This is a genomic window from Methanomicrobia archaeon (assembly GCA_011049045.1).
In the GTDB taxonomy this organism is placed as follows: Archaea; Halobacteriota; Syntropharchaeia; order Alkanophagales; family Methanospirareceae; genus JACGMN01.
The window spans coordinates 15,629-38,459 of the sequence record DSCO01000058.1 but is presented as its reverse complement, the minus strand read 5'-3'; the positions used below and the strand labels follow the sequence as shown (position 1 = coordinate 38,459).

General features: G+C 58.7%; 20 protein-coding genes and 1 pseudogene. 16 read left to right on the top strand and 5 right to left on the bottom strand.

Going from position 1 to position 22,831, the window contains the following annotated elements; all coding sequences use genetic code 11:
* Window positions 1-30: 30 nt before the first annotated feature.
* The 11 genes and pseudogenes from ENN68_08100 to ENN68_08050 all read left to right on the top strand — a co-directional run bounded on the left by ENN68_08100 (window position 31) and on the right by ENN68_08050 (window position 8,464).
* On the top strand, window positions 31-387 hold the full coding sequence (locus tag ENN68_08100; protein ID HDS46029.1) for a hypothetical protein: 357 nt from the start codon (window positions 31-33) through the stop codon (window positions 385-387).
* 240 nt (window positions 388-627) lie between these two features.
* Entirely contained in the window at window positions 628-918 is a 291-nt protein-coding gene (locus tag ENN68_08095; GenBank protein ID HDS46028.1) for a hypothetical protein, read from the top strand.
* A 273-nt stretch (window positions 919-1,191) separates the two neighbouring features.
* Window positions 1,192-1,503 carry a DUF2769 domain-containing protein gene (locus tag ENN68_08090; protein HDS46027.1) on the top strand — a complete coding sequence of 104 codons (312 nt, stop codon included), beginning with the start codon at window positions 1,192-1,194 and terminating at the stop codon, window positions 1,501-1,503.
* A gap of 26 nt (window positions 1,504-1,529) precedes the next feature.
* Complete coding sequence (locus tag ENN68_08085; protein HDS46026.1) at window positions 1,530-3,002, top strand: DUF2769 domain-containing protein; 1,473 nt, start codon at window positions 1,530-1,532, stop codon at window positions 3,000-3,002.
* Between the two features lie 80 nt (window positions 3,003-3,082).
* Entirely contained in the window at window positions 3,083-3,355 is a 273-nt protein-coding gene (locus ENN68_08080; GenBank protein HDS46025.1) for a hypothetical protein, read from the top strand.
* A 66-nt stretch (window positions 3,356-3,421) separates the two neighbouring features.
* The gene (locus ENN68_08075) at window positions 3,422-4,690 is read left to right on the top strand and encodes a 3-isopropylmalate dehydratase large subunit (GenBank protein ID HDS46024.1); all 1,269 of its coding nucleotides are present in this window, start codon (window positions 3,422-3,424) and stop codon (window positions 4,688-4,690) included.
* Window positions 4,691-4,781: 91 nt separating this feature from the next.
* Complete coding sequence (locus ENN68_08070; protein HDS46023.1) at window positions 4,782-5,273, top strand: hypothetical protein; 492 nt, start codon at window positions 4,782-4,784, stop codon at window positions 5,271-5,273.
* A gap of 162 nt (window positions 5,274-5,435) precedes the next feature.
* Window positions 5,436-5,912 (top strand): 3-isopropylmalate dehydratase small subunit, encoded by a 477-nt coding sequence (locus tag ENN68_08065; protein HDS46022.1) that lies wholly within the window; start codon window positions 5,436-5,438, stop codon window positions 5,910-5,912.
* A 302-nt stretch (window positions 5,913-6,214) separates the two neighbouring features.
* Window positions 6,215-6,497, top strand: a pseudogene (locus tag ENN68_08060) (DUF4332 domain-containing protein).
* Between the two features lie 84 nt (window positions 6,498-6,581).
* Window positions 6,582-7,589 carry an N-acetyl-gamma-glutamyl-phosphate reductase gene (locus ENN68_08055; protein HDS46021.1) on the top strand — a complete coding sequence of 336 codons (1,008 nt, stop codon included), beginning with the start codon at window positions 6,582-6,584 and terminating at the stop codon, window positions 7,587-7,589.
* 77 nt (window positions 7,590-7,666) lie between these two features.
* Entirely contained in the window at window positions 7,667-8,464 is a 798-nt protein-coding gene (locus ENN68_08050) for a fructose-bisphosphate aldolase (protein ID HDS46020.1), read from the top strand.
* Window positions 8,465-8,661: 197 nt separating this feature from the next.
* Here the strand turns inward: ENN68_08050 and ENN68_08045 are convergent, their stop codons facing one another.
* From ENN68_08045 to ENN68_08035, 3 genes are all read right to left on the bottom strand, one after another.
* Complete coding sequence (locus tag ENN68_08045; protein HDS46019.1) at window positions 8,662-9,168, bottom strand: adenosine monophosphate-protein transferase; 507 nt, start codon at window positions 9,166-9,168, stop codon at window positions 8,662-8,664.
* A 110-nt stretch (window positions 9,169-9,278) separates the two neighbouring features.
* Window positions 9,279-9,470 (bottom strand): 4Fe-4S dicluster domain-containing protein, encoded by a 192-nt coding sequence (locus tag ENN68_08040; protein HDS46018.1) that lies wholly within the window; start codon window positions 9,468-9,470, stop codon window positions 9,279-9,281.
* A gap of 116 nt (window positions 9,471-9,586) precedes the next feature.
* Window positions 9,587-12,619 carry an isoleucine--tRNA ligase gene (locus ENN68_08035; GenBank protein ID HDS46017.1) on the bottom strand — a complete coding sequence of 1,011 codons (3,033 nt, stop codon included), beginning with the start codon at window positions 12,617-12,619 and terminating at the stop codon, window positions 9,587-9,589.
* A gap of 206 nt (window positions 12,620-12,825) precedes the next feature.
* Between ENN68_08035 and ENN68_08030 the strand changes: the two genes are divergently transcribed.
* Window positions 12,826-13,971 carry an ATP-grasp domain-containing protein gene (locus ENN68_08030; protein ID HDS46016.1) on the top strand — a complete coding sequence of 382 codons (1,146 nt, stop codon included), beginning with the start codon at window positions 12,826-12,828 and terminating at the stop codon, window positions 13,969-13,971.
* Window positions 13,972-14,090: 119 nt separating this feature from the next.
* The gene (locus ENN68_08025; GenBank protein HDS46015.1) at window positions 14,091-15,074 is read left to right on the top strand and encodes a phosphoribosylformylglycinamidine cyclo-ligase; all 984 of its coding nucleotides are present in this window, start codon (window positions 14,091-14,093) and stop codon (window positions 15,072-15,074) included.
* 66 nt (window positions 15,075-15,140) lie between these two features.
* On the opposite strand, the gene ENN68_08020 is transcribed toward ENN68_08025, so the two are convergent.
* Window positions 15,141-16,481: a signal recognition particle protein gene (locus tag ENN68_08020; GenBank protein ID HDS46014.1), complete on the bottom strand. Its 1,341-nt coding sequence runs from the start codon at window positions 16,479-16,481 to the stop codon at window positions 15,141-15,143.
* Between the two features lie 92 nt (window positions 16,482-16,573).
* The gene (locus tag ENN68_08015; GenBank protein HDS46013.1) at window positions 16,574-17,599 is read right to left on the bottom strand and encodes a phosphate uptake regulator PhoU; all 1,026 of its coding nucleotides are present in this window, start codon (window positions 17,597-17,599) and stop codon (window positions 16,574-16,576) included.
* Window positions 17,600-17,704: 105 nt separating this feature from the next.
* Between ENN68_08015 and ENN68_08010 the strand changes: the two genes are divergently transcribed.
* The 3 genes from ENN68_08010 to ENN68_08000 all read left to right on the top strand — a co-directional run bounded on the left by ENN68_08010 (window position 17,705) and on the right by ENN68_08000 (window position 22,769).
* Window positions 17,705-19,336, top strand: coding sequence for a 26S protease regulatory subunit (locus ENN68_08010; GenBank protein HDS46012.1), 1,632 nt, complete (start codon window positions 17,705-17,707; stop codon window positions 19,334-19,336).
* Between the two features lie 14 nt (window positions 19,337-19,350).
* The gene (locus ENN68_08005) at window positions 19,351-21,111 is read left to right on the top strand and encodes a hypothetical protein (protein HDS46011.1); all 1,761 of its coding nucleotides are present in this window, start codon (window positions 19,351-19,353) and stop codon (window positions 21,109-21,111) included.
* An 86-nt stretch (window positions 21,112-21,197) separates the two neighbouring features.
* Window positions 21,198-22,769, top strand: coding sequence for a hypothetical protein (locus ENN68_08000; GenBank protein ID HDS46010.1), 1,572 nt, complete (start codon window positions 21,198-21,200; stop codon window positions 22,767-22,769).
* Window positions 22,770-22,831 lie beyond the last annotated feature (62 nt).

Genomic DNA, 22,831 nt, shown 5'->3' with positions numbered 1-22,831 from the left:
ATACCGGTGCACCATTCTATACGGTACAAAATGGTCCGAAGATCTGTATACGGGTGGATCATAGCAGGTCTGCTGCTCGCGCTGTTCTTCACCTCCGGCTGCGTGGAGCAGGAAGCACCACCGGACGGCGGTGCTGAAACGAGCTTCACACTCGCAGAGGTCGCGCGCCACAGCACCGCTCAGGATTGCTGGATCGTTATCCATGGGCAGGTCTATAACGCCACGGGCATGCCGTGCCACGGTGGCAGTTTTGGCAGTACGATCCTCCAGCGGTGTGGCACTGATGTCACCGCAGTGTGGGACGAAAAACCCGGCACGGGCATACCGCATTCCGAGAACGCGCAATCCCTGCTCGAGCCCTTTTACATCGGCGTGGTTGCTGAGTGACCGTGAACCTGAACTGCTGTATCGCTGTCGCGACGAAACAGTCGGCCCTGAGTTCGTGATACGCTCGATTTCGCGCTATCTTTATAGAACTTCACGTACGTTCAAGAGTCAGGGCGCAAAAAGGTGTTGAATCAATGCCACAATAAGAACTAAAAGAGTGTGCCATAACTTTCGAGCCACTACAACATGTGCACTGTATTTATATACTGACTGCACAATGGTAAGAACAGGGTGAAAGAAATGACCGTAGAGAAGAAGGTATATAAGTGCAAGTATTGCGGCGAGGAATTTGACAAGCCATTACTCTTGGCGCATCATGTGAGAGCGAAGCATAAGCGCGCGAAGAAGCGCGAGAAGAAAGGGGCTGAGGTTGAAAAGCTTTCAGATCAGATGAATAAGGCTGTTGAGGCGATCGGTATCCTGAAAGGGCTGCAGGTCTCCCCTTCACTGAGCGCGGAAGAGAAGAAAATACTCGGTGACGTCTCAAAACGGATCGAGGACGTACTGGCCTATATGCAGAAAGGCAAGTAGGGCGACGCCCGGGGACTTAAATAAATAAAGCGAGACGGTATCGCTCTCGTGTGTGAAATTCAACAGCGTGGATCAGACGGGGTAGGGCCGGTCGGTGTGCGGAAGCAGAGAACAAGCAAGCAGACCGCGGAGACCGCCGTATCCGCACCTGATTTAGCGCTGTTCGCGCGGGTGGACCGTAGCTGTACAGCGTAACGAACAGCCAGCAGCACTATTAAATTCGCTATGGTTCGTTATTTGTAAGTGTTGTGAACGAACGAGGTGGAAACGAACATGGTTGAGCAGAACCAAAAAGTACCGTTTACCCGCGAGAACGTTGCGAAGTGCCTCTGCGCGCAATGCCCGGTACAGACCGGAAGCGCCTGCGTGAAGGCGCAGCTGGCGAAGGCTGCGGCGCGAGGTAGCGGCGTGATGCCGGAGCCGGAAGATGTCCCGGGCCTCTATTGCGCAACGGGTACTGCGGCCTGTAAAGACCTTAATACCCGTCAGATGTGCATCTGCGGCGATTGCCCGCTCTGGAAAGAGTACGCGCTGGTAAGCGGCAAACCGCTGGGCTATTTCTGCCGTGACGGCAAAGCACACTGAGTAACTCACCCTAACGGAGCCTTCGTATGGTCGAAGATAGCGCGGCAAACCGTAAGAAGTGTATCTGCGCGAGCTGTCCGAGTTATCCTCACGGGTGCCCGGGCGAGGAGGTGCTGTGTTGCGCACGCGGGTCGAGCAGCTGCGATATCCCCATCAAGGGCTGTACCTGCACGCTCTGCCCCGTGTATGCCGAGAACGAGCTGCAGCGCATCTACTATTGCGATAAAGAACCGGTCGGTGATACGGGCATAATCATACGCAAGCGGCGAGCGGACGAAGACGCTGCGTTTTACCAGACCGTGGTGGATATCAAGGAGATGGCCGCGACCGGCACGAGCGTGGTGCGGTCTATGGGCTCCCTGAAACCGCTGCCATACTCCTTGCAGCACCTCCAGTTCGTCCCCGCACAGGTGCACCGGATCCCGCTCAATCGTGAAGAGCCAGTAAACACCACGGTGGTTATCGGGCCGCAGGCGAAGCGGCCGCTGAAGGTCGCCGCGCCGATCATGATCGCGGGCATGAGCTACGGGGCGACCGCAAAGAAGGTGAAACTCGTCATCGCACGTACCGCAGCGCTCTTGAAGATCGCGTTCAACTCGGGCGAGGGCGGTATCCTGGATGAGGAACTGACTGCTGCTCCTGAATTCCTCATCGGGCAGTATGCGACCGGCAGGTTCGGCGTGGACGAGGCGCTCTTGAAGCGCGTGGCCGCCATCGAGATACGGTTCGGGCAGGGCGCGTATCCCGGCAAGGGCAGCTATCTGCCGGCGAGTAAGATGACCCCGGATGTGGCTGAGGCGCGCGGGTTAGCGGATGGTGAAGCTGCGTACTCGCCTGCCCACCACCACGATATGGCCACGCCCGCGGAGATCAAGGCGAAAGTCTCCTGGCTGCGTGAAAAGACGGACGGCGTGCCCATCGGTGCGAAGATCGGCTGCGGTAATGTGGAGCAGGATCTGGAGGTGTTAGTAGACGCCGGGGTGGATTTCGTGGCGCTTGACGGGTTCGGTGGCGGTACCGGTGCGACCGACTATTACGTGCGCGAGAACGTGGGGATTCCCCTGGTTGCCGCGTTACCGCGCGCGGCACGATACCTGAGCGATCTTAGCATGAGCGGTAAAATAACGCTCATTGCGGGCGGCGGGCTGCGCACGTCCGCAGATTTCGCCCGGTGCCTCGCCCTGGGTGCGGATGCCGTTTACACGGGCACGGCGGCCTTGATCGCGATCAACTGTGAGCAGTACCGGCTCTGCCATACCGGACTATGCCCGACCGGCGTCACCACGCATAACCCTGGCCTGATGAAGCAGCTTGAGCTCGAAACGGGCGTAAACCGGCTCGCGAACTTCATACAGGTAGCGACGGCCGAAGTCGCTGCACTCACGCGGATCGTGGGCAAGAACGACGTGAATGCGCTTGATCGTGAGGATCTCATTGCACTCACGCGGGCGGTGGCTGAGATCACCGGCACGCGGTGGGTGACCGGGACCTATACCTGATTGCAGCGGTCCTGCATGCAGGTGCCACACCGTGCCTTACGGTTGTCCTGTTCATATACCCGGATGAACAAAGCACTACTATGGATACGGAAGACGCAGAAGCGCGCGCGCAGGCGCTGCTGCAGGTTATTGAGGCCAGTTATTTCGTGAAGATCATCAATCGGGACGAGATCGTCCATACCATTACCCGTCATACCTGCGAGGAGGCGAAGATATTGAAGATCTGCACCGCGTTGAACACCTGGGTCGCGCTGAATGCGGGTCCCGAAGGGCTGGTTGCGGTCCCCCGCCAAATCGTGATCGCTCTGGCACAGCAGCTCGACCTGCAGGCAAACCGACCGGAAACCTGCTAGCGAGCCGTAAGTACGTAAAAACCGGCAACGTTTTTCTTATCCTGGCAAAGAACTGGTTAGTGAACCATGCCCACGATAGCAGAGAAGATACTGGGTGAGAAGGCTGGTAAAGGAGCGGCGGCAAGCGCTGGTGAGATCGTGGAATGCGAAGTGGATTACGTCATGGTGAACGATGTCACGGGCGTCCCGGCCTTCGAAGTCTTCGAGGCCTTCGGTCCCGAGCACCGGATCAGGCGCGAAAAGGTGGTGGTGGTCCAGGATCACTACGTGCCGAACAAGGATGTGCCCTCAGCCGAGCAGGCGAAGGCGCTGCGGACCTATGCGCGTCGCTACGGGATCGCGCACTATTACGAGATCGGCCGCGGCGGTATCTGCCACCAGGTGATGATCGAGGACGGTTTCGCCGCGCCGGGCCGGCTGATCATCGGTGCGGACTCTCATACCTGTTCCTACGGCGCACTCGGCGCCTTCTCCACCGGCGTCGGCTCCACCGAGGCGGCAGCGGCGATGGCGACCGGTAAATTATGGTTCAAGGTGCCGGAGACCCAGAAGTTCGTGGTCAACGGCGCACTGCAGCCCTTCGTCATGGGAAAAGATATCGTTCTGCACATCATTGGCGATATCGGTGTCTCAGGCTCGCTGTATCGTGCGCAGGAGTTCTATGGCACCGCGATCGAGCAGTTGAGCCTCTCTGATCGAATCACGATCTCGAACATGGCGATCGAAGCCGGGGCGAAGGCAGGGATCATACCGCCGGACGCTAAGGTCTTCGCGTTCCTGAAAGGGCGCGTTCGCGGCCAGTACTCGCCGGTATATGCCGATGGGCGCGATGATGAGTACGAGAAGATCTATGAATATAACGCCGCGGCGATCCCACCCACGGTAGCCTGCCCTTTCCTGCCCGAGAATACCGTGCCGGCACGCGAGCTCGATGTCACCATCGATCAGGCCTACCTTGGCTCCTGTACGAACGGCCGTATCGAGGATCTACGGATCGCTGCTGCACTCCTGCGGGCGCCCCGAAGGGTGCATGAGGACGTGCGGATGGTGGTCGTGCCCGCGAGCGATCGAGTCTTCCAGCAGGCAATAGCCGAGGGGCTCATCCAGACGTTCCTTGCCGCCGGCGCGTTTGTCTGCGGCCCCACCTGTGGCGCATGCCTGGGCGGGCACATGGGTGTGCTCGCGAACGGTGAACGGTGCGTGAGCACCACGAACCGGAACTTCATCGGCCGCATGGGGCACAAGGATTCCGAGGTATACCTGGCGAATCCCGCGGTCGTTGCGGCATCGGCGATCACCGGCCGGATTACCGACCCGAACGAGCTGCCGGTCTAGCGAACGAACGAGCGAGTGCGTAAGCGCGCAAAGCTACCAAAAAGGTTAAATACGGTAAAAGAGAAGTATCTGTAGATAGGGGGTGAACCTGTTGAACCTGAAGAAACTGAACGCCCTTCCGGCAGTACTCGCGCTCTGTATGATGAGCACGATGCTCCTGGGATTCGCTCCGTACGCCGCGGCGCTGGATTCGGGTGATGCGATCTTTAACGCGATTGAGCCTATGGTGGCGGTCTACAATGCGAATGTGGATAGCATCCCGTTCATCAAGACCATTGCAAGCGATGCGCGCGTCCATGCTGAGATCACGCTGAACGACGGGAGTGTGCTCGTGCTCGGTATTGCGACCGATTCGAATGCACACGTGGTCAGCTTCGAGAAGGGCGCGATCGCTGATCCGACGATGCGCGCGTACACTGACGAGGCAACCGTAAAAGCGATTATAGCCGCCAGTAATCCCGTTGCCGCGTTCCAGGATGCCCTGGCTCGGGGCACGATACGGTACGAAGGCGTTGGACTGGGAAATTCGCTCAAGGTCGGCCTGGTGAAGGTCGGCATGAAGTTGCTGGGCTTCTTCACGTGAGTCTGATGCTCGTCTGCGCGCCAGAGGTCCCGAATAGAACATCGCAGCTCGGGCGAAGAAGCGTGCCGGAATCCGGGGGAGCGAGTCCTGAACCAGGCATTTTTATACAAAAAACCGCTACCTATGAGCAACCTGCGGGTAGCAGATAGGACGAAAGAGACCATGCGAATCTGGAAGTTTGGCGATAACGTGGATACCGATCAGATCATTCCCGCAGAGTTCCTGACGACCGGTGATGCGAAGACGCTCGCCGTACATGCGTTCGCGAAAGTGCGCCCGGAATTTGCGGCCGAGGTGCAGGCGGGCGACATCATTGTGGCCGGTGCGAATTTCGGCTGCGGCAGCTCGCGAGAGCATGCGCCGCGTGCACTGCTCGGCGCAGGTATAGAGTGTGTTATCGCCAGGAGCTTCGCTCGGATCTTCTTCAGAAATGCCATCAACATCGGGCTCCCGTTGATCGAGGCGGACGTCGTCGAGCAGATCGATGAAGAAGACCAGCTCGAGCTCAATATAGATCAGGGGATCATCGAAAATCTCACTAAACAGGAGGCGTATACGTTCCCGCCACTGCCCCCGTTCATGCAGCAGCTCTTGAAAAGCGGCGGGCTGATCAATTACATCAAAGCGCAGCAGACCTGACTGACCGAACGCCGGTATCCCGCTGAGCTTACAGTAACGTCAGTACCGCAATCGCTGACCCGACCATGATCATGGCCATAAAGAGCCCCACAAGTATCTTCTGCAGCCGCGCATTGTCGCGTTCCTTCTTCACGCTTCTTTTACGTGCCATCGGTATCTGTATCTACGTTACCACCACAACCTTTTAAGTTCTTCCGGCCGCAAGACCACGAAACCGCTCATCGGCTGCAGCACCAACCGGCCGGTATTCGCACGGTTCTATCACTGACCCTTTATCATCTGAGCTGCGTGAACTAATCGACATGCAAGTCTCAAAGAAGCAAGCGGCGCTGCAAGAGCTGCAGCAGGTACCGGGTGTGGGGAAAAAGATCGCTGAAACATTATGGACCCTGGGCATTCGCTCGATCGCAGATCTACAGGGGCGCGAGCCTGAAGAGTTGTTCAGCCAGCTTCAGGCGCGTGCAGGTGCGCGGGTCGATCACGCTGTGCTCCACGTCTTTCGTTGTGCCGTCTACTTACTACCCAGCGCACGTGCGCCACGAGCCCGAACTCCTGAACTGGTGGCACGGAAAAGACCGATCGTGAGCGCGTACACCGGCGAGAACGCTGCATACCCTCAGAGTTTATTAATCAGCACCCAATTATGGTAAGACAGGCGGACAGACAGACATGATCGAAGCGGGGATAATAGGCGGAACTGGTTACACCGGCCTTGAGCTCATCCGGTTGCTCCTGGCTCATCCAGAGGTACATATCTCTATCGTAACGTCCCGGCGCCAGAAGGGACAGCAGGTAAGCGACGTCAATCCATACCTGGCACCGTTCATCTCGCTCGCATACGACGATGTTGATCCCCGCGAGATCGCGGATCGGAGCGATGTGGTCTTTGTTGCGGTACCTCATGGCAGTGCCATGACCTATGTGCCGCGCCTCCTCGAAAACGGTGTGCGCGTGATCGATCTGAGTGCAGACTATCGCCTGAAGCGCGCGGACTTCGAGCGGATCTACCAGCTTGAGCATACCGATAAAGAGGAGCGTAACGCGGTCTACGGGCTCCCGGAACTGCATCCTGAGGTTGCGCAGGCGGGCCTGGTGGCAAATCCCGGCTGCTACCCCACGGGCGCGATCCTGGCAGTGGCTCCGCTGGTACGAGCAGGCCTGGTGGAGCGCGTGCTCTTCGACTCGAAGTCCGGGATCTCCGGCGCAGGTGAATCGCCCTCCGAGAAATCACATTTCCCCAATCTCGCTGAGAATATCATCCCCTACCAGATCACCGCGCACCGGCACGTCGCGGAGATGCGGCAGGAGTTACGCATTCCCGTGGGCTTCACCCCGCACGTTATTCCCGCAATCCGCGGCATACTCACCACGGCCCATGTCTTCTTGAAAGCGGGCGTCTCGAAGACGGCCGAGGCAATCGAGCAGCTCTACACCGAATTCTACGCGGACCAGCGATTCATACGGCTGCGATCGGGCGTGCCCACACTGGGTGCCGTGCGCGGCACGAATTTCTGCGACCTTAGCTTCGCCATTGAAGAAGGCAGCGATCGGATCGTGGTGATCTCGACCATAGACAACCTCGTAAAAGGCGGATCCGGACAGGCGATCCAGAATATGAACCTGATGTTCGGGCTGGACGAAGCCGCGGGCTTGTGGTTCCCGGGCCTGGTGCCCTGAGCGGTGGTTGCGGTAACCGCCGCGAGGCACGGGAAAGAGCACGGGCTTTAAGTCCCTACTACCCCTTATCTTGATCTATGTACAATCTCGGAAAGGCGATTCGGATGGAACGAATCGTTGATCGGAAGACGCACCGGACGGTCATCGTGCCCATGGATCACGGGCTGACTGCGGGGCCGATCTCCGGCCTGATCGACCTTCGCGCGACCGTGGACAGGGTCGCGGAAGGCGGTGCCAATGCGGTGCTCGGGCATATGGGTCTCCCGCTCCACGGCCACCGCGGCTATGGCAAGGATATCGGGCTCATCATACACCTCTCGGCGAGCACCCGGCTCGGGCCTGATCCGAACCATAAGGTCCTGGTCACCCGGGTGACGGACGCGATCAGGATCGGAGCGGACGCTGTGAGTGTCCATATCAATGTTGGCGCGGACGACGAGGCGGAGATGCTCACTGACCTCGGGCGGGTGGCGCGCACGTGCGATCAGTGGGGCATGCCGCTGCTCGCCATGATGTACCCCCGCGGCCCGAAGGTGCAATCAGAGCACGAGGTTGAGTACGTCAAGCATGCCGCACGGGTCGGTGCGGAGCTCGGCGTTGATATGATCAAGACGAATTACACCGGCTCGCCGGAGACTTTCAAAGAGGTGGTGCAGGGCTGTCAGATACCCGTGGTCATCGCGGGCGGCCCGAAGATGGGCACCGAGCATGAGCTCTTCGAGATGATCTACGATGCGATCCAGGTGGGTGCCGCCGGTGTCTCCATCGGTCGCAATGTCTTTCAGGCCGAGAACCCGATACTGCTCGTGCGTAAGATCTCAAAGCTCGTGCACGCGGGCTATACCGTTGACGCGGCCGAACAGCTCGAGCGGTGACTGAAACGCCTCGCTCTGTGGCCCCGCGAGTATGAATGGGCAGTGCTTACCGTGAGCGAGCAGCCGAATTCGCAGGCTTACTCAACTCGGGATTGATCAAAGGAGCGGTAATAAGCGTAATAAGCGCCTTCCCGGCCGTTCGGTATCAGCCGTTAGTAACCAGGAAAGCGCCAGCGGACCACGGATTCGGTTAGTAATTAATCGAGCGTATACCCCAACTGCGCGCAGAGCGCCCGGCGCTCCTGCTTCTCCGCAGACGTCTCGAGCCGGGTTGCCGCGGTGCCATCCACGACACCGATCACCGCGCGGCCGAGTTCGGTCTCTGCAACGATGACTTCGAGCTCGTTCGCGGAGGCGACGAAGATCGTGGCCACCGCAGGATGCGCCTTCAACGCCGGCAAAACGTTGATCGGGAACGCGTTCTCAAGGAGAATAAAAAAAGTATGAGAGGCGGCGATTCGGAGGCAGTTCGCACCGGCGAGCTGTTTCAGACGCTCCTCATTCCCCGTGACTCTCGTCAACTTCGGCACCGCTTCGTTCATGGCGACCGCGCATTTGATCCCCGGCACGGTGGTCAGGAGCGTCATGAAGAGGTCATCACAGGTGAAGATACTGAAATTGCCCTGACCGATGATGACCTGCTTACCCTCGGGATTCTCGATCCCGATCCGTTCGATCTTCACGCCTGTTGGTGCCGTGCCCATAGTTCGTCCCACCGTCTCGTGATGTGCCAGAACGCACGCAAGAGTGCTGTTCGTTAGGTTAGCTTAGATAGGTTAGCTTAGCTTAGGTCAAGTACGTTACGCTAACGTAACTACGCCTCTTGCATGCTGATCGCGCCCTGTTCGCAGACATCCACGCAGGTCTCGCAATCGGTGCATTCCTCAGCGTTGATCTTCGCCTTGGCGTCGTCTCCCTCGCCCTCCAGCGTGATGCACTCGACCGCGCACTCCTCTATACAGGTTCCACATCCGTTACACTTCTCTTCATCTACTACTGCTGGCATTTTTCTTTCTCTCCTTTTACCTAGTTTCCATTCCTCTTATTGATGCTTTATATAAATTACTCTTTACGATTTCGCGCTACCCGGAGTGCGCGCACTCACGCGGTCACGTACTCAACTCAGTCGCGGTCCGCAGCAGCAAGCGCCCGGATCGCGAGATAGACCTCTTTATCCCCGATTCGCCAGGTCTTCCCGTACACGCGTTCGTCTTCGGGACTCGCGGGCGGCCCTTCCTCCAGCGTCTCGGCCAGCGTCTCCGTGCAAATATACTCGGCGAAGTTATGGATCGCATCCCTGACCTCAGCGTCACCCGCGTAGGTCAGCGCTATCCGCTCGGTATAGTCCAGATCAAGATCCTTCCGCATACCCTGCGCACGTCGCACGATGTCACGTACCAGACCTTCTTCGATCAGCGTCCGGTCCGGGCTGCAGTCCAGGTACAGGCAGAGCCCGGCACCCAGCTCGACCGCGCGGTACTTCTCACGCGCGCTGGCAAGGCGCTCTGCAACCGCTTTCGAAGCCGCCTCGAAGCGCACGTCACGGACGTTCACCTCGTCCTCCAGCACCGCGATCAGCTCCTCGCACGTTGCGCGCTGGTCTGCACTGCACGTGATCACCAGCTCGCGCAAGGGCTGGCGGATCTTGATACCCGCATCCGACCGTGCTCGCCGACCGGCCTCAACGAGGTCTGAGATCAGCCGCATCGCGGATTCCAACTCGGTATCAATGAGCGCTTCTTCGGGGCAGGGATAATCGCAGAGATGGACGCTCTCTTTTCCATCGCCGGAGATACCACGTACGAGATTCTGATAGATATGCTCGGTGAGGAACGGGACGAAGGGAGCGAGCAGTTTGCAGAGCGCGACGAGCACCTCATAGAGCGTGAGATACGCGCAATCCTTATCTCTGTTCTCCTCCGCGATCCAGAACCGGCGCCGTGAGCGTCGTATGTACCAGTTGCTCAGCTCGTCCGAGACGAACTCCTCGAGCTTACGCGCGGCCACGTGCAGTTCATAGCGCTCGAGCGCCGTAATGACCTCCTGAGTGACCGTGTTGAGCCGCGAGATGAGCCAGCGATCCAGGGGGTTCCGCTGCTCGACCGGGATGCTCTTCCCGGCGGGATGGAACGCGTCGATGTTCGCATAGGTGATGAAGAAGAAGTAGGAGTTCCAGAGTGTATTCAGGAACTTCTTCTGCTTCTCCCTGATCGCCTCAGGGGAGAACCGGATATCCTCGGTCAACGGCCCCGCAGTAACGAGATACCAGCGCAGCGCGTCCGCCGCTTCGGTCTTGAAGAGCGCATTGATGTCCACCACGTTACCCTTGCTCTTGCTCATCTTCACGCCCTTCGCGTCGAGGATGTGGCCGAGCGAGAGTACCGTGTGGTACGGCGGCCGGTCAAAGACCGCGGTCGAGACCCCGAGGAGCGAATAGAACCAGCCCCGGGTCTGATCGATCGCTTCGGTGATGAAGTTTGCGGGGAAGTTCTGGGTGAAGCGCTCTGTCTCGAAGGGATAATGCCACTGCGCGAACGGCGCGGATCCCGAATCGTACCAGCAATCGATCACGTCCTTTACCCGCTCCATAGCGCCACCGCACGCGTCGCACCTCAGGATCACGTCGTCAATGTACGGCCGGTGGAGATCTATATCGTCGGGCACGGGCATTGCAGCCCGCTCCTGCACCTCTTTGAGGCTGCCCACGCAGTGCTGTGCGCCACACGCCGTGCAGATCCAGACCGGTAATGGCGTGCCCCAGAACCGCTCTCGACTCAGTGCCCAGTCGGCGATGTTCTCGAGGAAGTTCCCGAACCGGCCGTATTTCAGATGCCCGGGATACCAGGAGATCTGCTCGTTGTTCGCCAGCAGGTGGTCACGGAGCTGTGACATCCCGATGAACCATGATTCACGTGCGTAATAGAGGAGCGGTGAATTGCAGCGCCAGCAGAAGGGATAGGAGTGCGCATAGCGCTCCTCTTTGTACAGTATCCCGCGCTCACGCAGCATCTCAATGATCTCGCGATCAGCATCTTTCACGAAGATGCCCGCAAGGGGCGGCACCTCGTCGGTGAAGCGGCCTTCGCTATCCACCGGTTGCGTGAAGCCCAGCTCACGCACCTTGCAGGCCTCGTAATCGACCTCACCAAAGGCGGGCGCGATATGCACGATCCCGGAACCCTCATCGAGCGTGACGAACTCCGCGGTGATCACCCTGTGCGCCTCCCCTTCGATGGTAGCGTACGCAAAGAGCGGCTCGTACTCTTCGCCGTCCAACTGCGCGCCGGGGAACCGCTCCAGGACCTCGTAGTCTTCCTCGATAACGGTCAAGCGCGATTCCGCGAGGATGAACACCGACTCGCCGGGCCGTCCGAATTCGTCCGCCTCGGTCAACCGGATCTTAGCGTATGTGTGCTCGGGATGCAGGGCGAGTGCGATATTCCCGAGGAGCGTCCAGGGCGTGGTCGTCCACGCCAGCAGGAAGATCGGGCTCGCATCCTCTGCCGTTCGCTTCAGCTTGAACTTCACGAAGACCGAGGGGTCGTCCACGTCGCGATAGCCCTGCGCGACCTCGTGGCTGCTGAGCGTGGTCTCACACCGGGGGCAGTAGGGCACGACCTTATGACCTTTATAGAGCAGCCCCTTACCCCAGATCGTCTTCAGCGACCACCAAACTGATTCGATATAGCTCTTATGGAACGTGATGTACGGATCGTTCATATCGATCCAGAATCCGACCCGTCTCGTGGCGTTCACCCATTCCTTCTCATATCTAAATACAGAATCTTTACACTTGCGGTTGAAGTTCTCGATGCCGTAGGTCTCGATCTCGGGCTTTGTGCGAATACCCAGCTCCTTCTCCACCTCGATCTCGACCGGCAGTCCGTGCGTATCCCAGCCCGCTTTGCGGGGCACATAGTAGCCGCGCATCGTCTTATACCGAAGGATAAGGTCTTTCACAACGCGGGTGAGAATATGGCCGGGATGCGGGAGTCCGTTCGCCGTAGGTGGACCTTCGAGGAAGACGAACCGCTCACAACCCTCACGCTGGCTCACACTGCGCTCGAAGGTCCGCTCGCAGTCCCAGAGCGCCAGAATCGCCTGCTCCAGCGCCAGGAAATCCGCCTTTTGCCGCTCTTTACCAAAATACGACATCTGCAAATCACCAGATACTTCGCTCGTTCGTTTTAGACAGTATATGTACGTGCCTTGGTAGATATATCTTTATAGCGCACCTTCTCCGTGGGGTGCGTCTACCGCACCTGACGTTCTTTTTTTTTTCTTCCGCGGCACTATACTATACTTACCTTACCTTACTAAGTTGCTGCCTTACTGAAGGGGGAGAAGATAGCCGCGAACTCATGCAGGAGATACGTTCCATCCTCGCACTCGGATTCTCCGTTCGGCACATTGTCTGCTCAGGCCAGCGAGCGGGCTACGAGATGTCCGCAGCCGATGCATTTGGCGATGTGGATACGAGAGGGAGTGCGCGCAATTTTTACCTGCTGGATCCCGATGATCTTCACAAAGGGCTGACGATCCTTGAGGACGTGAAGGGACTCGTTGATGGCGTGATCATGGGCTCGGGATTCGAGAGCGCTGATTACCGCTCGCTCTCAGATACGGCGCGTGGAAAGATCCTGGGGAACAGGCCGGAGAAGACGCGCGTGGTTGCGGATAAGGTGTGGCTGGCCGCGTGTTTGGACGAGCTGGGTATCCCGCACCCCCGGACGGTGAGCGGTCGTGCGATAACCGCTTTGTGCGCTCAGAAGAGGCGGATACCGCTCGCTTACCCGGTGGTGGCCAAGCCTGCTCAGGGCGGTGGCGGTACCGCGAACTTCTTCTGCCAGACCGAGAAGGAGCTGATCAGATCGGCGAAGGCGCGGCCGGACTTCCTGTATCAGGACTACGTTAAAGGGCAGCATGCCTCGGTCTCGGTGCTCTTATCGAACCAGGAAGCGGTCTCGATCTGCCTGAACGAGCAGTTGTTAGGTATGAAGTCGCTGTCCGCGCCCGGCCCGCTGGTCTACTGCGGGAATATCACACCCATGGCCGCACCACGATCGACGGAGGTGTGCAAGCTTGCGGAGGACTTGACCGCGGAATTGGGCTTGATCGGCTCGAACGGTGTGGACGTGGTTCTTTCCGACGACGGCCCGGTCGTTATCGAGGTGAATCCACGCGTGCAGGGCAGTCTGGATACCGTTGAGCTCGCGACCGGATTGAACCTGGTGGACGCGCACGTTCGCGCCGTGGCGGGTGAGCTGCCAGCACGCATCGCGGTGAAACGATACGCAGCCAAGATGATCGTGTTTGCCGCGCGCGACGGCCTCGTCACCGCGGATCTTACCGGGGGGGGATCGGGGATCGTGGACATACCCGCACGCGGGAGAACGGTGCACCAGGGCGAGCCCATCGCCACGGGTATTGGTGTCGGCAGGTCACGTGCAGACGCGTGCACGACGGCGATGGCGCGGGTAGCACGGATACAGGCAGCGGTGAACTAGGGCGGCGATCAGGCGCTCGTGCCGCCGTCACGCTGGTCTTACTTCTCCCGGCATCCCACAGGTACCCGCTACACCTTCTCGACAACCTTTAACTGCTGCGTCACCAATCTCACTATGCTATGCGGTGGACGTACGCGAAGGCGGGCGTGGATATCACGAAGGAGCGCAGCGTGGTCAAAGCGATCTCTGAGGTGGTCACGCGGCAGACCAGCTCACAGGGTTTTGCCGGGCTCTTCGAGCTCCCGTTCGATCCCTTCCACCTCCTCGCGATATCGACCGATGGGGTCGGCTCGAAGGTGCTCATCGCAGAGCAGCTGGGGAAGTGGGATACCATCGGGATCGACTGCGTCGCGATGAACGTGAATGACCTGTACTGTCTGGGTGCGACGCCACTCGCCTTCGTTGATTATCTCGCGATCGATCGTCCCGATGAGCAGGTCGCGGTGGCGGTGGCCCGTGGTCTGGAAGCCGGTGCGGAACTCGCGGACATTTATATCGTGAGCGGCGAGACGGCGATATTGCCGGAACTGGTGAACGGATTAGACCTCTCGGGGACCTGTGTCGGCTATGTGCATAAAGATCGCGTAATTACGGGCGAGCAGATCCAGGTGGGCGACCTCGTCCTGGGACTCAGGAGTGCAGGCGTCCACAGCAACGGCTTGACGCTCGCCCGGAAGGTGGTGGAATCCGCGGGATTCGCCTATACCGATCCGTTCCCGCCGAATCCCGAGCGGAGCATCGGTGCAGAGCTGCTCATACCAACGCGGATCTATACGGAGGTCCTGGAGTTGATGGCGCGCTGCGAGGTACATGGCGCGGCCCATATCACGGGCAGCGGGTTCCTCAAGCTGACCCGAATTACCGAGCTCGGCTACGATATCTATAACCCGTTCGAGCCGCAGGAGATCTTCGCGTTCCTTCAGGAGCAGGGCGACATCACTGCCGAAGAGATGTATAAGACCTTCAACATGGGCATGGGCTTCGCGGTGGTGATCCCCGAGCAGGCGAAGCGGGAAGCGCTACAGACAACCGGCGGACAAATCGTTGGCGAGATCGTGGCCCGGAGCAAAGGAATTAGAGTCGGTGACGTGCGGATCGTGTGACGCTCGCTCGTGCTTTGAGTTGATTTGATTTGATTTGATTTGATTTGATACCGCGTGACCGGAACCTTATTTCATCATGTCCATCAGTTTGCCGAGCGGCATCCCCTTCATCGCCGGCAGTTTCCCACGACCACCTTTCCCAAACTGCTTCATCATCTTCTGCATCATGCGGTGATACTTGAGCAGCGAGCTCACCTCGGCCGTGGTCGTGCCCGCCCCCCGCGCGATGCGGCGCAGCCGTGAGCCGTCGATAATCTTCGGGTCATTCAGCTCGTCCTCGGTCATCGAATCCATGATCACCCGGAATTTGCCCAATTTATCCTCCGTGATCTGGTACATCTCATCATTGAGATCAAACCCCAAACCGCCCAGGGGCATCATCTGCATGATCTTCTTGAACGGTCCCATCTTCCGCACTGCTTCCAGCTGCTTGTACAGATCGTTCAAGGTGAACTTACCCTTGAGGAGGTCTGCATCCACCTCCTTCTCGGTCAGACTCTCCTCCGCCATCTCGATCAGCGACTTGATATCGCCCATGCCGAGCAGCCGCGAGATGAACCGATCAGCCTCGAATTTCTCGAAATCGTCCACCTTCTCGCCGGTACCGATGAACGCCACCCCGGAGTTCGTCTCGGAGACCGCGGAGAGCGCGCCGCCGCCCTTCGCCGTGCCGTCCATCTTCGTTATGATAATGCCCGTGATACCGACCGCAGCATCGAATGCGTGCGCCTGCACCGACGCCTGCTGCCCTATCGCGGCGTCCAGGACGAGGAAGCGATGTTCCGGCGCGATCAGCGCACCGATCTCTTTTATCTCCTCGATCATTTCCGCTTCCAGCGCGTGCCGACCCGCGGTATCGATGATCTTGACATCGTACTTCTCGAACGTGGTGACGCCCGCCGCAACGATATCCGTCACGCTCCTCCCGGGAGGCAGATTGGCGCCGTCATAAAAGGGCACGCCGATCGAGTTGCAGAGTTGCCGGAGCTGGTCGGATGCTGCGGGCCGGTAGACATCGGCACAGATCACGGCGGGCTTCAAGCCCTTCTTCTGGAAATACCGTGCCAGTTTCGCGCACGATGAGGTCTTCCCCGTGCCGTGCAACCCGACCATCATGATCTTCTGCGAGCCCAGCGGCACATCCACACCCGTGCCCAGAATGGTGATCAATTCCTCATAAACTACCTTGATCACGTGCTCACGCGGATTGAGGGTCGGCTTCTCACTCAAACTCCGCTCACGGATGCGATCCGAGAGCTCTTTCACCAGCGCGATCTTCACATCCGCCTGGATCAAGGCCCGCTGGATGTCCCGTACCAGCTCGTCAACCGTCTGTTTGTCGATCCGCTTGGCCTTTGCGATCTTCTGTATGGTCTCCTTCAGCGAGCTGCTCAACCGTCCAAGCATGGTCTCCCCCCCTTCTCGTACGTCACTGATAAATTAGGTACTGCGCTTTAAATCAAATCGATCTTCACCCACCGCGGTTCCGGGCGCTATCGTTACGGGATCTCCTCGCCGGGAACTTCAATGCCCAGATTGATCGTTATCTCCGCGATATCTTCGCAATACTTCGCGATCTTGCCCAGGCTCTCGATGATCGCAAACGCGTGTATCTTATCGCTCACACTCATCTCTTCGGCCAGGGTACGCTCATTTATCTCGTTCACGCGATCGATCAGCTGATTAGCATCACGGATCGCCTCATTCGCCATCTGCACGTCACGCTTCCGTAACGAATCCAGGGTCTTCAGGAAGAGCACTTTCGTGCTCGTGCCGATCTCCCGGATCTGCTCAACGCCGACCGGCGCACTCATCAGCAGCGAGTGCTTCGCGATCCGCTCAACATGATCCCCCATCCGCTCCATGTTCTTCACCACGATCCGGTAGCCGAGGCTGTCCCGTTGCCCGCTCATCTCGATCTTCTTCGCCAGTTCAGGATCACGGACCGTGGCCTTGAGCTGTCGTACCAGGAGCAAGTAGAATCGGTCAATCTCGTTATCGCGCTCAATGACATCCCGTGCACGGTCCTTATCGCCCAGCTCGAGCGCCGAGATCGCATCCTCGAGCATGGCGATGATGATCCGGGACATGCTCTGAAGGGCATCCCGGAGCGTGAAATCCTCATATTTCAAGAAGCTCTTGAGCACGATCTCTTTCGAGGATTCGCCCACGACCTCCATGCCGATGAGTCGCTTCCGCACCTCTTCCTTGATCCGTTTGCGCACCTCAGCCTCGAACCCGCCCGGTGAGAGCAGCTTCACGACATCGTAGCCCACGAGGTAATAAGCGATGAGATATCTGAAATGGTCCTCGAACTGCTCAGTATCCGCGAGGGTAAGCTCAGCATACCGTGCGCGCTCGTCGCCCGCCCTCACGGGTGTCAGGAGCAGCGAACGGTCAGGCTGCTCGACGAGGAGGAGCTCGTCGCCCTGCTTGACCGCAGCGTCACGAGCCCATTTGATCGGGAGTGAGATGGTATAGGTGGAGCCGCCGGTGAGTTGTACTTTACGCTTCTCCGCTTTCATTACTGTACCTTTCTATACACCTCTATATATTTAAGTTTTTTATATAACCGTACGGGGCCGGCACAGGTTTTTTATAATTCCCGGCACTAGATACACATAGAGACCATGGCACAGGAGGATTATATCCCCCGATACGAGTATGAGCGGCTGGAGAGCGAATATCGGCGCTTGCGCCGTAAATACGAGGAGACCGAGGCGTATAAGGAAGATCTGGAGCGGCTCGTCTCCAAATCGAGATCACCACCCTTAGATTGCGGTTTTCTGGTTGAGCAACTGCCCGAGGGCGCACTGGTGAATTTGAATGGTGCATTGAAGGCCTTGCCCTATGGCCCGCTGAGCGATGGCGAGCTTGAGCAGCTCCAGCCGGGTAAGTTCGTCTTCATCGGCCGAATCCCGGATAAAAGTAACCCCAGTGGGTTTTCCATAGGCATTACGAGCGTCTTCGATCGCATGGTGGATTTAGAGGTGGGCGAGATCGAAGAGCTCCGTAAGGATGAGGCTGAGGAGGGCTGGATCGCCGAGATCTCCACGGGCCGTGGCCGCGGCAGAATATATAAGCGGCTCAAGGAGGACGAACGCGGGTCGATACGGGAAGGCATGAAGGTCGGCCTGCTCCCCGGAACGCTCGATATCAAACGCACGTACCGGACACGCGAGTATTCACGGTACGAGGTCACGAAGAGCCCGGGCGTCAGCTTCAAGGACATCGGCGGCCTGACGAGCGTGAAGCAGGAACTGGTCAAGAGCATCATACTCCCTATGCTCAATCCCGACGACTACACGAAATTCGGGGAGAACTCGCGCAGGATTCTGATGTACGGCCCGCCCGGCTGCGGGAAGACGATGTGTGCGAAGGCGCTGGCCTCGGCACTGCCCAATTGCGAGTTCGTGAAGGTGGGCGCGGGCGAGCTCTTCAGCATGTGGCTGGGTGAGTCGGAGCGGAACGTGCGAATGGTCTTCAAGGCGACGAACGAGAAGTTGGCTGAGGGCGAGATCGACTACGGCGTTATCTTCTTTGACGAGATCGATGCGCTCGCCCAGGAACGCGGCATGTTCGCGGGTTCTTCGGGTGCGCCTGAACGCGTTACCGGCCAGCTGCTCGATATCCTCGATGGCTTTTACGCACTGCATCCACACCTGACGGTTATCGGGGCGACCAACCGCCTGCATCTCATTGATTCCGCTTTCCGATCGCGCTTCGATAAGATCATTGAGGTCCCGAAGCCCGATCGCGAAGCGACACGATTTATTCTGCCCATCTACGCCGCGCGCGTCCCCGTTGACCAGTATCTGATAAAGGAAAAGGGAAGCGCGGAGGCCGCTCGTGCCTATCTGGTAAAAGAGCTGAGCAACTACCTGTACGCTGATGTCTACGTGGAGACGGAGATCGGCCGAATCAAGCGCGAGGATACCATTACCGGACGGTTCATCGCGCAGATCTTCGGCTATGCGCGTGATAAGGCCCTGGAGGAGCGGACGATGCTCATGATGAAGAAGGGCGTGATCGGCGATGCGGCACTGAAGCAGATGTGGGAGCGTGAAGGTCTTTCAACGATCCTGGATGTGGGTGAGCGAGCCAAGGAACTGCTGAAGCGCTACAAGAACACCGATGAGATCGGCGTGGACTTGCGGCACCTGAAAGAAGGGTTTGACAAGTTCGTGCAGCGACGCGCGGAGGAGATGCTGGCATCCGGCTTTGAAGAGTTGCGCGAGGAAGAGACGGGTATGCATTTCTGAGCGCCGAGAGACCCATGGAGCGAGTCGATCTGAGCCGCTGGCAAGGACTCGAGCATGAATTTCGCATCGGGCTCAGTTCTGATTCGCCCGGTCTGTACCGGTATGCACGATTCTATCACGTTGACGAAGTTATTCACGCGCTTGAGACCTACCAGTTCTTTGACGGTGTTTCCGCGGTCTGTTCGAAGCTACGGCGGCGTAACGACGGCTTCCTGCGGAATGGCTCGCGGATTTACATCTGCACGGGCGGCCACCTCGAGATCGCCACGCCGGAATGCCGCACCGCGTTCGACGTGCTCAGGTATGACAAAGCGGCCGAGCTGTACATGCAGATCGGTGTGGAGCGCACGAACGAGAAGTATCAGGAGAAATTGCGCCGGCGGCGGAGTAGTCGGCTGGCGTCGTATATCCAGTGCTGGAAGGCGAACGTAGAGATCGATAAGCGGTACAGCAGGGGCACGCATGAGTCATACCTGGTGGAGCGCAAGAAATTTGTGGGCCGCGAGCACCTGCTCATACCCTATCTGATCATTCGGAAGCTCTTCTTCGGCGCGGGCGGCTACGTCGCGGATAAGGATCGCATACAGTACGTCATCTCGCCCAAAGCTATGGTTGCTCGCCGCGTGCTCACGGAATCGCCCTCGCAGTGGCCGATTCTCTCGACGCGGGACGAGCCGCTGGGCACCAAGGACACCTATCGCGTGCACGTCACGTCCGGCGAAGGCGTCCGTTCGGAGGTGACACGACTGCTCTGTAATGCGATAACCGCCTACGTCATCGATGCGATCGAGTCGGGGAAGATCACGCAGGTCGAGGAACTGTGGAACCCGCTGCAGACCTTCAAGGATCTCGCGGAGAATACGGAGGGCGAGTGGCGGGTCAAATTGATCAACGGGCGATCGGAGACCGCGACGGATTACCTCGCGAGCCATTATCTTGCCGCGATCGAGGAGTTGTTCGAGGAGCGGGAGGTGTCCTATTGGGACAAATACGCCCTGGACACCTTCAAACGACTCTGCACCAAGTTTGAGCAGGGCTTGCTGGAGGACCCCTACGTCTATCGTCGGGTTGAGTGGTTGATGAAGCGCTGGGCGATCAAGCATGCGCTGGATGGCTTCGAATACCACACGATCCCCAAAGGGAAGTTCGATTACCGGAACATGTACCCGATGGACGAGCAGGTAGAGCGCGAGATCGCGGCGTCGTTCGATTTCACCAATCTCTGCGACCATGATCTGTACGAGTGCGTTGCGGAGGCGATCGGAGCGGAGCGGCTGCTGACCGAGGAGGATCTCGGTGAGGCTTTGCTCTTTCCGCCGAAGAACTCACGCGCTGAGTTACGGGTCCGGCTGGCGGCGGAATTCGAGAATGCCACCCTGGGCTGGAATAAAATAACGATCAACCGCGAGCCGGAAGTGAAGATCGACATGAGCCGGCCGAGCAGCGAGGAGTACGCACGACTCTTTGAGCGCTACCCGGAACTCGAGCGCATGCCGAGTGCGGTGGTGGTCTTTTTCCGCGAGCGGAGCAGAGGAGAGAGTTCGCGGCAGGTGCTCGTACGGTTGCTTGCGGAAGAGGATGATATTCGGGGCTGGGAAGACGAGATAACCCGCGAGATCAGAAATCGGATCGTGCGCAATCCGTATCTGGATTATTTATTGTACGCACAGAACCGAACCTTCCGGTTCGATAACCTTGACGGCTGGAATGCGGCCTCGATACAGGATAAGATCGAGGAGATCCATCGTGAGGAGCGCAGTGACCAGGACGAGTGATCGCGGCGTGGCGCGAACCGAGCGGTCCTCTGGCGTGCGTGCCGGTTAGTTAGGTCGAGCGAATACGGTAGGGGAGAGAGCGACAGGTGCTGCGGGTAGGGACGGAGACGAAGATACGGGGTGTTGAGCAGGAATACCCGGTGAGTGCGCGGGGGCGGCTCAATCCCTCATTGCTGGCGAATACCGCGATTCAGGGCTTGAAATGGCGGCAGATCGCACGCGAGGTGGCCTGGGATCTCTGCAGGGAGACCTCGCAGGAGCGGCATGAGGCGCGAATACGGTCTTCGTTCGCCACGAATGGCTCGCGGATCTATAATGATATGGGCCATCTCGAGATCGCGACACCCGCGTACAATAACCCGTTTGACGCGGTCGCGTACGACAAAGCCGCGGAGATCTACGCGGTTCTGGGCTCCCAGGAGGCAGGGATAATCTTGCATGAGCGCGTGGTGACTCATAAAAACAACGTGGCCAATTCCTTCGGGGGACTCGACTCGGGTGCGCGCCGCGGCAAACGGCGTCCCATAACCACCAGGACCTACGCCACCCATGGTAACTGTATCACCACCCGTGCCGCATGCGCCGACTGGAGCAGGGTGGAGCGAGCGCTTATCCCCTGGCTCGTGACACGAATCCTCTTCACCGGTGGTGGCGATATGGTCTCCGGCGACTTGTTCGGTGAAGGTGGTGCGAAGTTCGTGATCTCGCCACGCGCGCTGTTTGTCACGCAGCAGTCCTCACTCGCGACGACCACGAGCCGCGGCATCCTCAATACACGCGATCAGCCGCATGCGGCGCATCACTACTGGCGGCTCCATGATATCCATTTTGAGGCGCTCCGCTCTGAATATGCGCTCTTCCTCCGCGACATCATGCAGGCGCTGGTGATCCGGGCGTTTGAGCAGGGCTTTCTGACCGGCGCGCCGGAGCTCGAAGATCCCGTGAGCACCTTCAAGCAGCTCGCACGGGATACCACGTCCTGCGAGTGGCGGATAACGCTGAAGAGCGGTGAGCGAACCGACGCGGTTGCCGTTTTGCAGTTCTATCTGGACGCGGTGGAGCGGCTGCAAGATTCGGAGGAGCACGGCCCGAGCAGGTGGGATGAGATCGGGCTCACGTGCTTCGCGGAGCTCCTGGCGGATTTGGAAGCGCGACGGCTCGAGAAATACGTTGATGGTATTGACTGGGTGACGAAGCTCGCATTGCTCGTGAATTACGATCCGAGAACAGCCGCGGAGGGCATCGGCATCTGTAACCAGTACGCACTGCTCGACGAAACGTCACTGCTCTACCTGGGCGAAGAACGAGGCATGACGAGCAACGTGCTGTTCAATCCCCACGATTCGCTCGCATTCGCGCAGCGAGCCGTGCAGGGCGTTGATTGGACTGCGCTGCCTGAACGGGTCTCCTACGCGTTAGATAATGCGCCGGAGCAGACGCGTGATTACTTTAAAACCGCGGTCCTGAAGCGATATGGGTCGCAGGTACGCAGGGCGAGCTGGTCAACGATCGAGCTGCCGGAGGCGAGGGTGCTTCTGGACGAGCCCTTCATGCTGAACGCGGAAGAGATCGGTCCGGTCATAGCGGAAGAAGACGCGGATCTGACGGCGATCTTAGCAACGGCGAAGCGATTGTATCCCGAGAAGGTGACGCAGTAAACCCCCTAACGGTTCCCCGCGGTTCACGTCACGCGCGGAAAGGAAAATATAAATAGTCCGGG

Excerpts from the sequence above, each read along its gene's own strand:
- ENN68_08100 (HDS46029.1), top strand. The coding sequence starts at position 31 with ATGGTCCGAAGATCTGTATACGGGTGGATCATAGCAGGTCTGCTGCTC.
- ENN68_08095 (HDS46028.1), top strand. The coding sequence starts at position 628 with ATGACCGTAGAGAAGAAGGTATATAAGTGCAAGTATTGCGGCGAGGAA.
- ENN68_08090 (HDS46027.1), top strand. The coding sequence starts at position 1,192 with ATGGTTGAGCAGAACCAAAAAGTACCGTTTACCCGCGAGAACGTTGCG.
- ENN68_08085 (HDS46026.1), top strand. The coding sequence starts at position 1,530 with ATGGTCGAAGATAGCGCGGCAAACCGTAAGAAGTGTATCTGCGCGAGC.
- ENN68_08080 (HDS46025.1), top strand. The coding sequence starts at position 3,083 with ATGGATACGGAAGACGCAGAAGCGCGCGCGCAGGCGCTGCTGCAGGTT.
- ENN68_08075 (HDS46024.1), top strand. The coding sequence starts at position 3,422 with ATGCCCACGATAGCAGAGAAGATACTGGGTGAGAAGGCTGGTAAAGGA.
- ENN68_08065 (HDS46022.1), top strand. The coding sequence starts at position 5,436 with ATGCGAATCTGGAAGTTTGGCGATAACGTGGATACCGATCAGATCATT.
- ENN68_08055 (HDS46021.1), top strand. The coding sequence starts at position 6,582 with ATGATCGAAGCGGGGATAATAGGCGGAACTGGTTACACCGGCCTTGAG.
- ENN68_08050 (HDS46020.1), top strand. The coding sequence starts at position 7,667 with ATGTACAATCTCGGAAAGGCGATTCGGATGGAACGAATCGTTGATCGG.
- ENN68_08045 (HDS46019.1), bottom strand. The coding sequence starts at position 9,168 with ATGGGCACGGCACCAACAGGCGTGAAGATCGAACGGATCGGGATCGAG.
- ENN68_08040 (HDS46018.1), bottom strand. The coding sequence starts at position 9,470 with ATGCCAGCAGTAGTAGATGAAGAGAAGTGTAACGGATGTGGAACCTGT.
- ENN68_08035 (HDS46017.1), bottom strand. The coding sequence starts at position 12,619 with ATGTCGTATTTTGGTAAAGAGCGGCAAAAGGCGGATTTCCTGGCGCTG.
- ENN68_08030 (HDS46016.1), top strand. The coding sequence starts at position 12,826 with ATGCAGGAGATACGTTCCATCCTCGCACTCGGATTCTCCGTTCGGCAC.
- ENN68_08025 (HDS46015.1), top strand. The coding sequence starts at position 14,091 with ATGCGGTGGACGTACGCGAAGGCGGGCGTGGATATCACGAAGGAGCGC.
- ENN68_08020 (HDS46014.1), bottom strand. The coding sequence starts at position 16,481 with ATGCTTGGACGGTTGAGCAGCTCGCTGAAGGAGACCATACAGAAGATC.
- ENN68_08015 (HDS46013.1), bottom strand. The coding sequence starts at position 17,599 with ATGAAAGCGGAGAAGCGTAAAGTACAACTCACCGGCGGCTCCACCTAT.
- ENN68_08010 (HDS46012.1), top strand. The coding sequence starts at position 17,705 with ATGGCACAGGAGGATTATATCCCCCGATACGAGTATGAGCGGCTGGAG.
- ENN68_08005 (HDS46011.1), top strand. The coding sequence starts at position 19,351 with ATGGAGCGAGTCGATCTGAGCCGCTGGCAAGGACTCGAGCATGAATTT.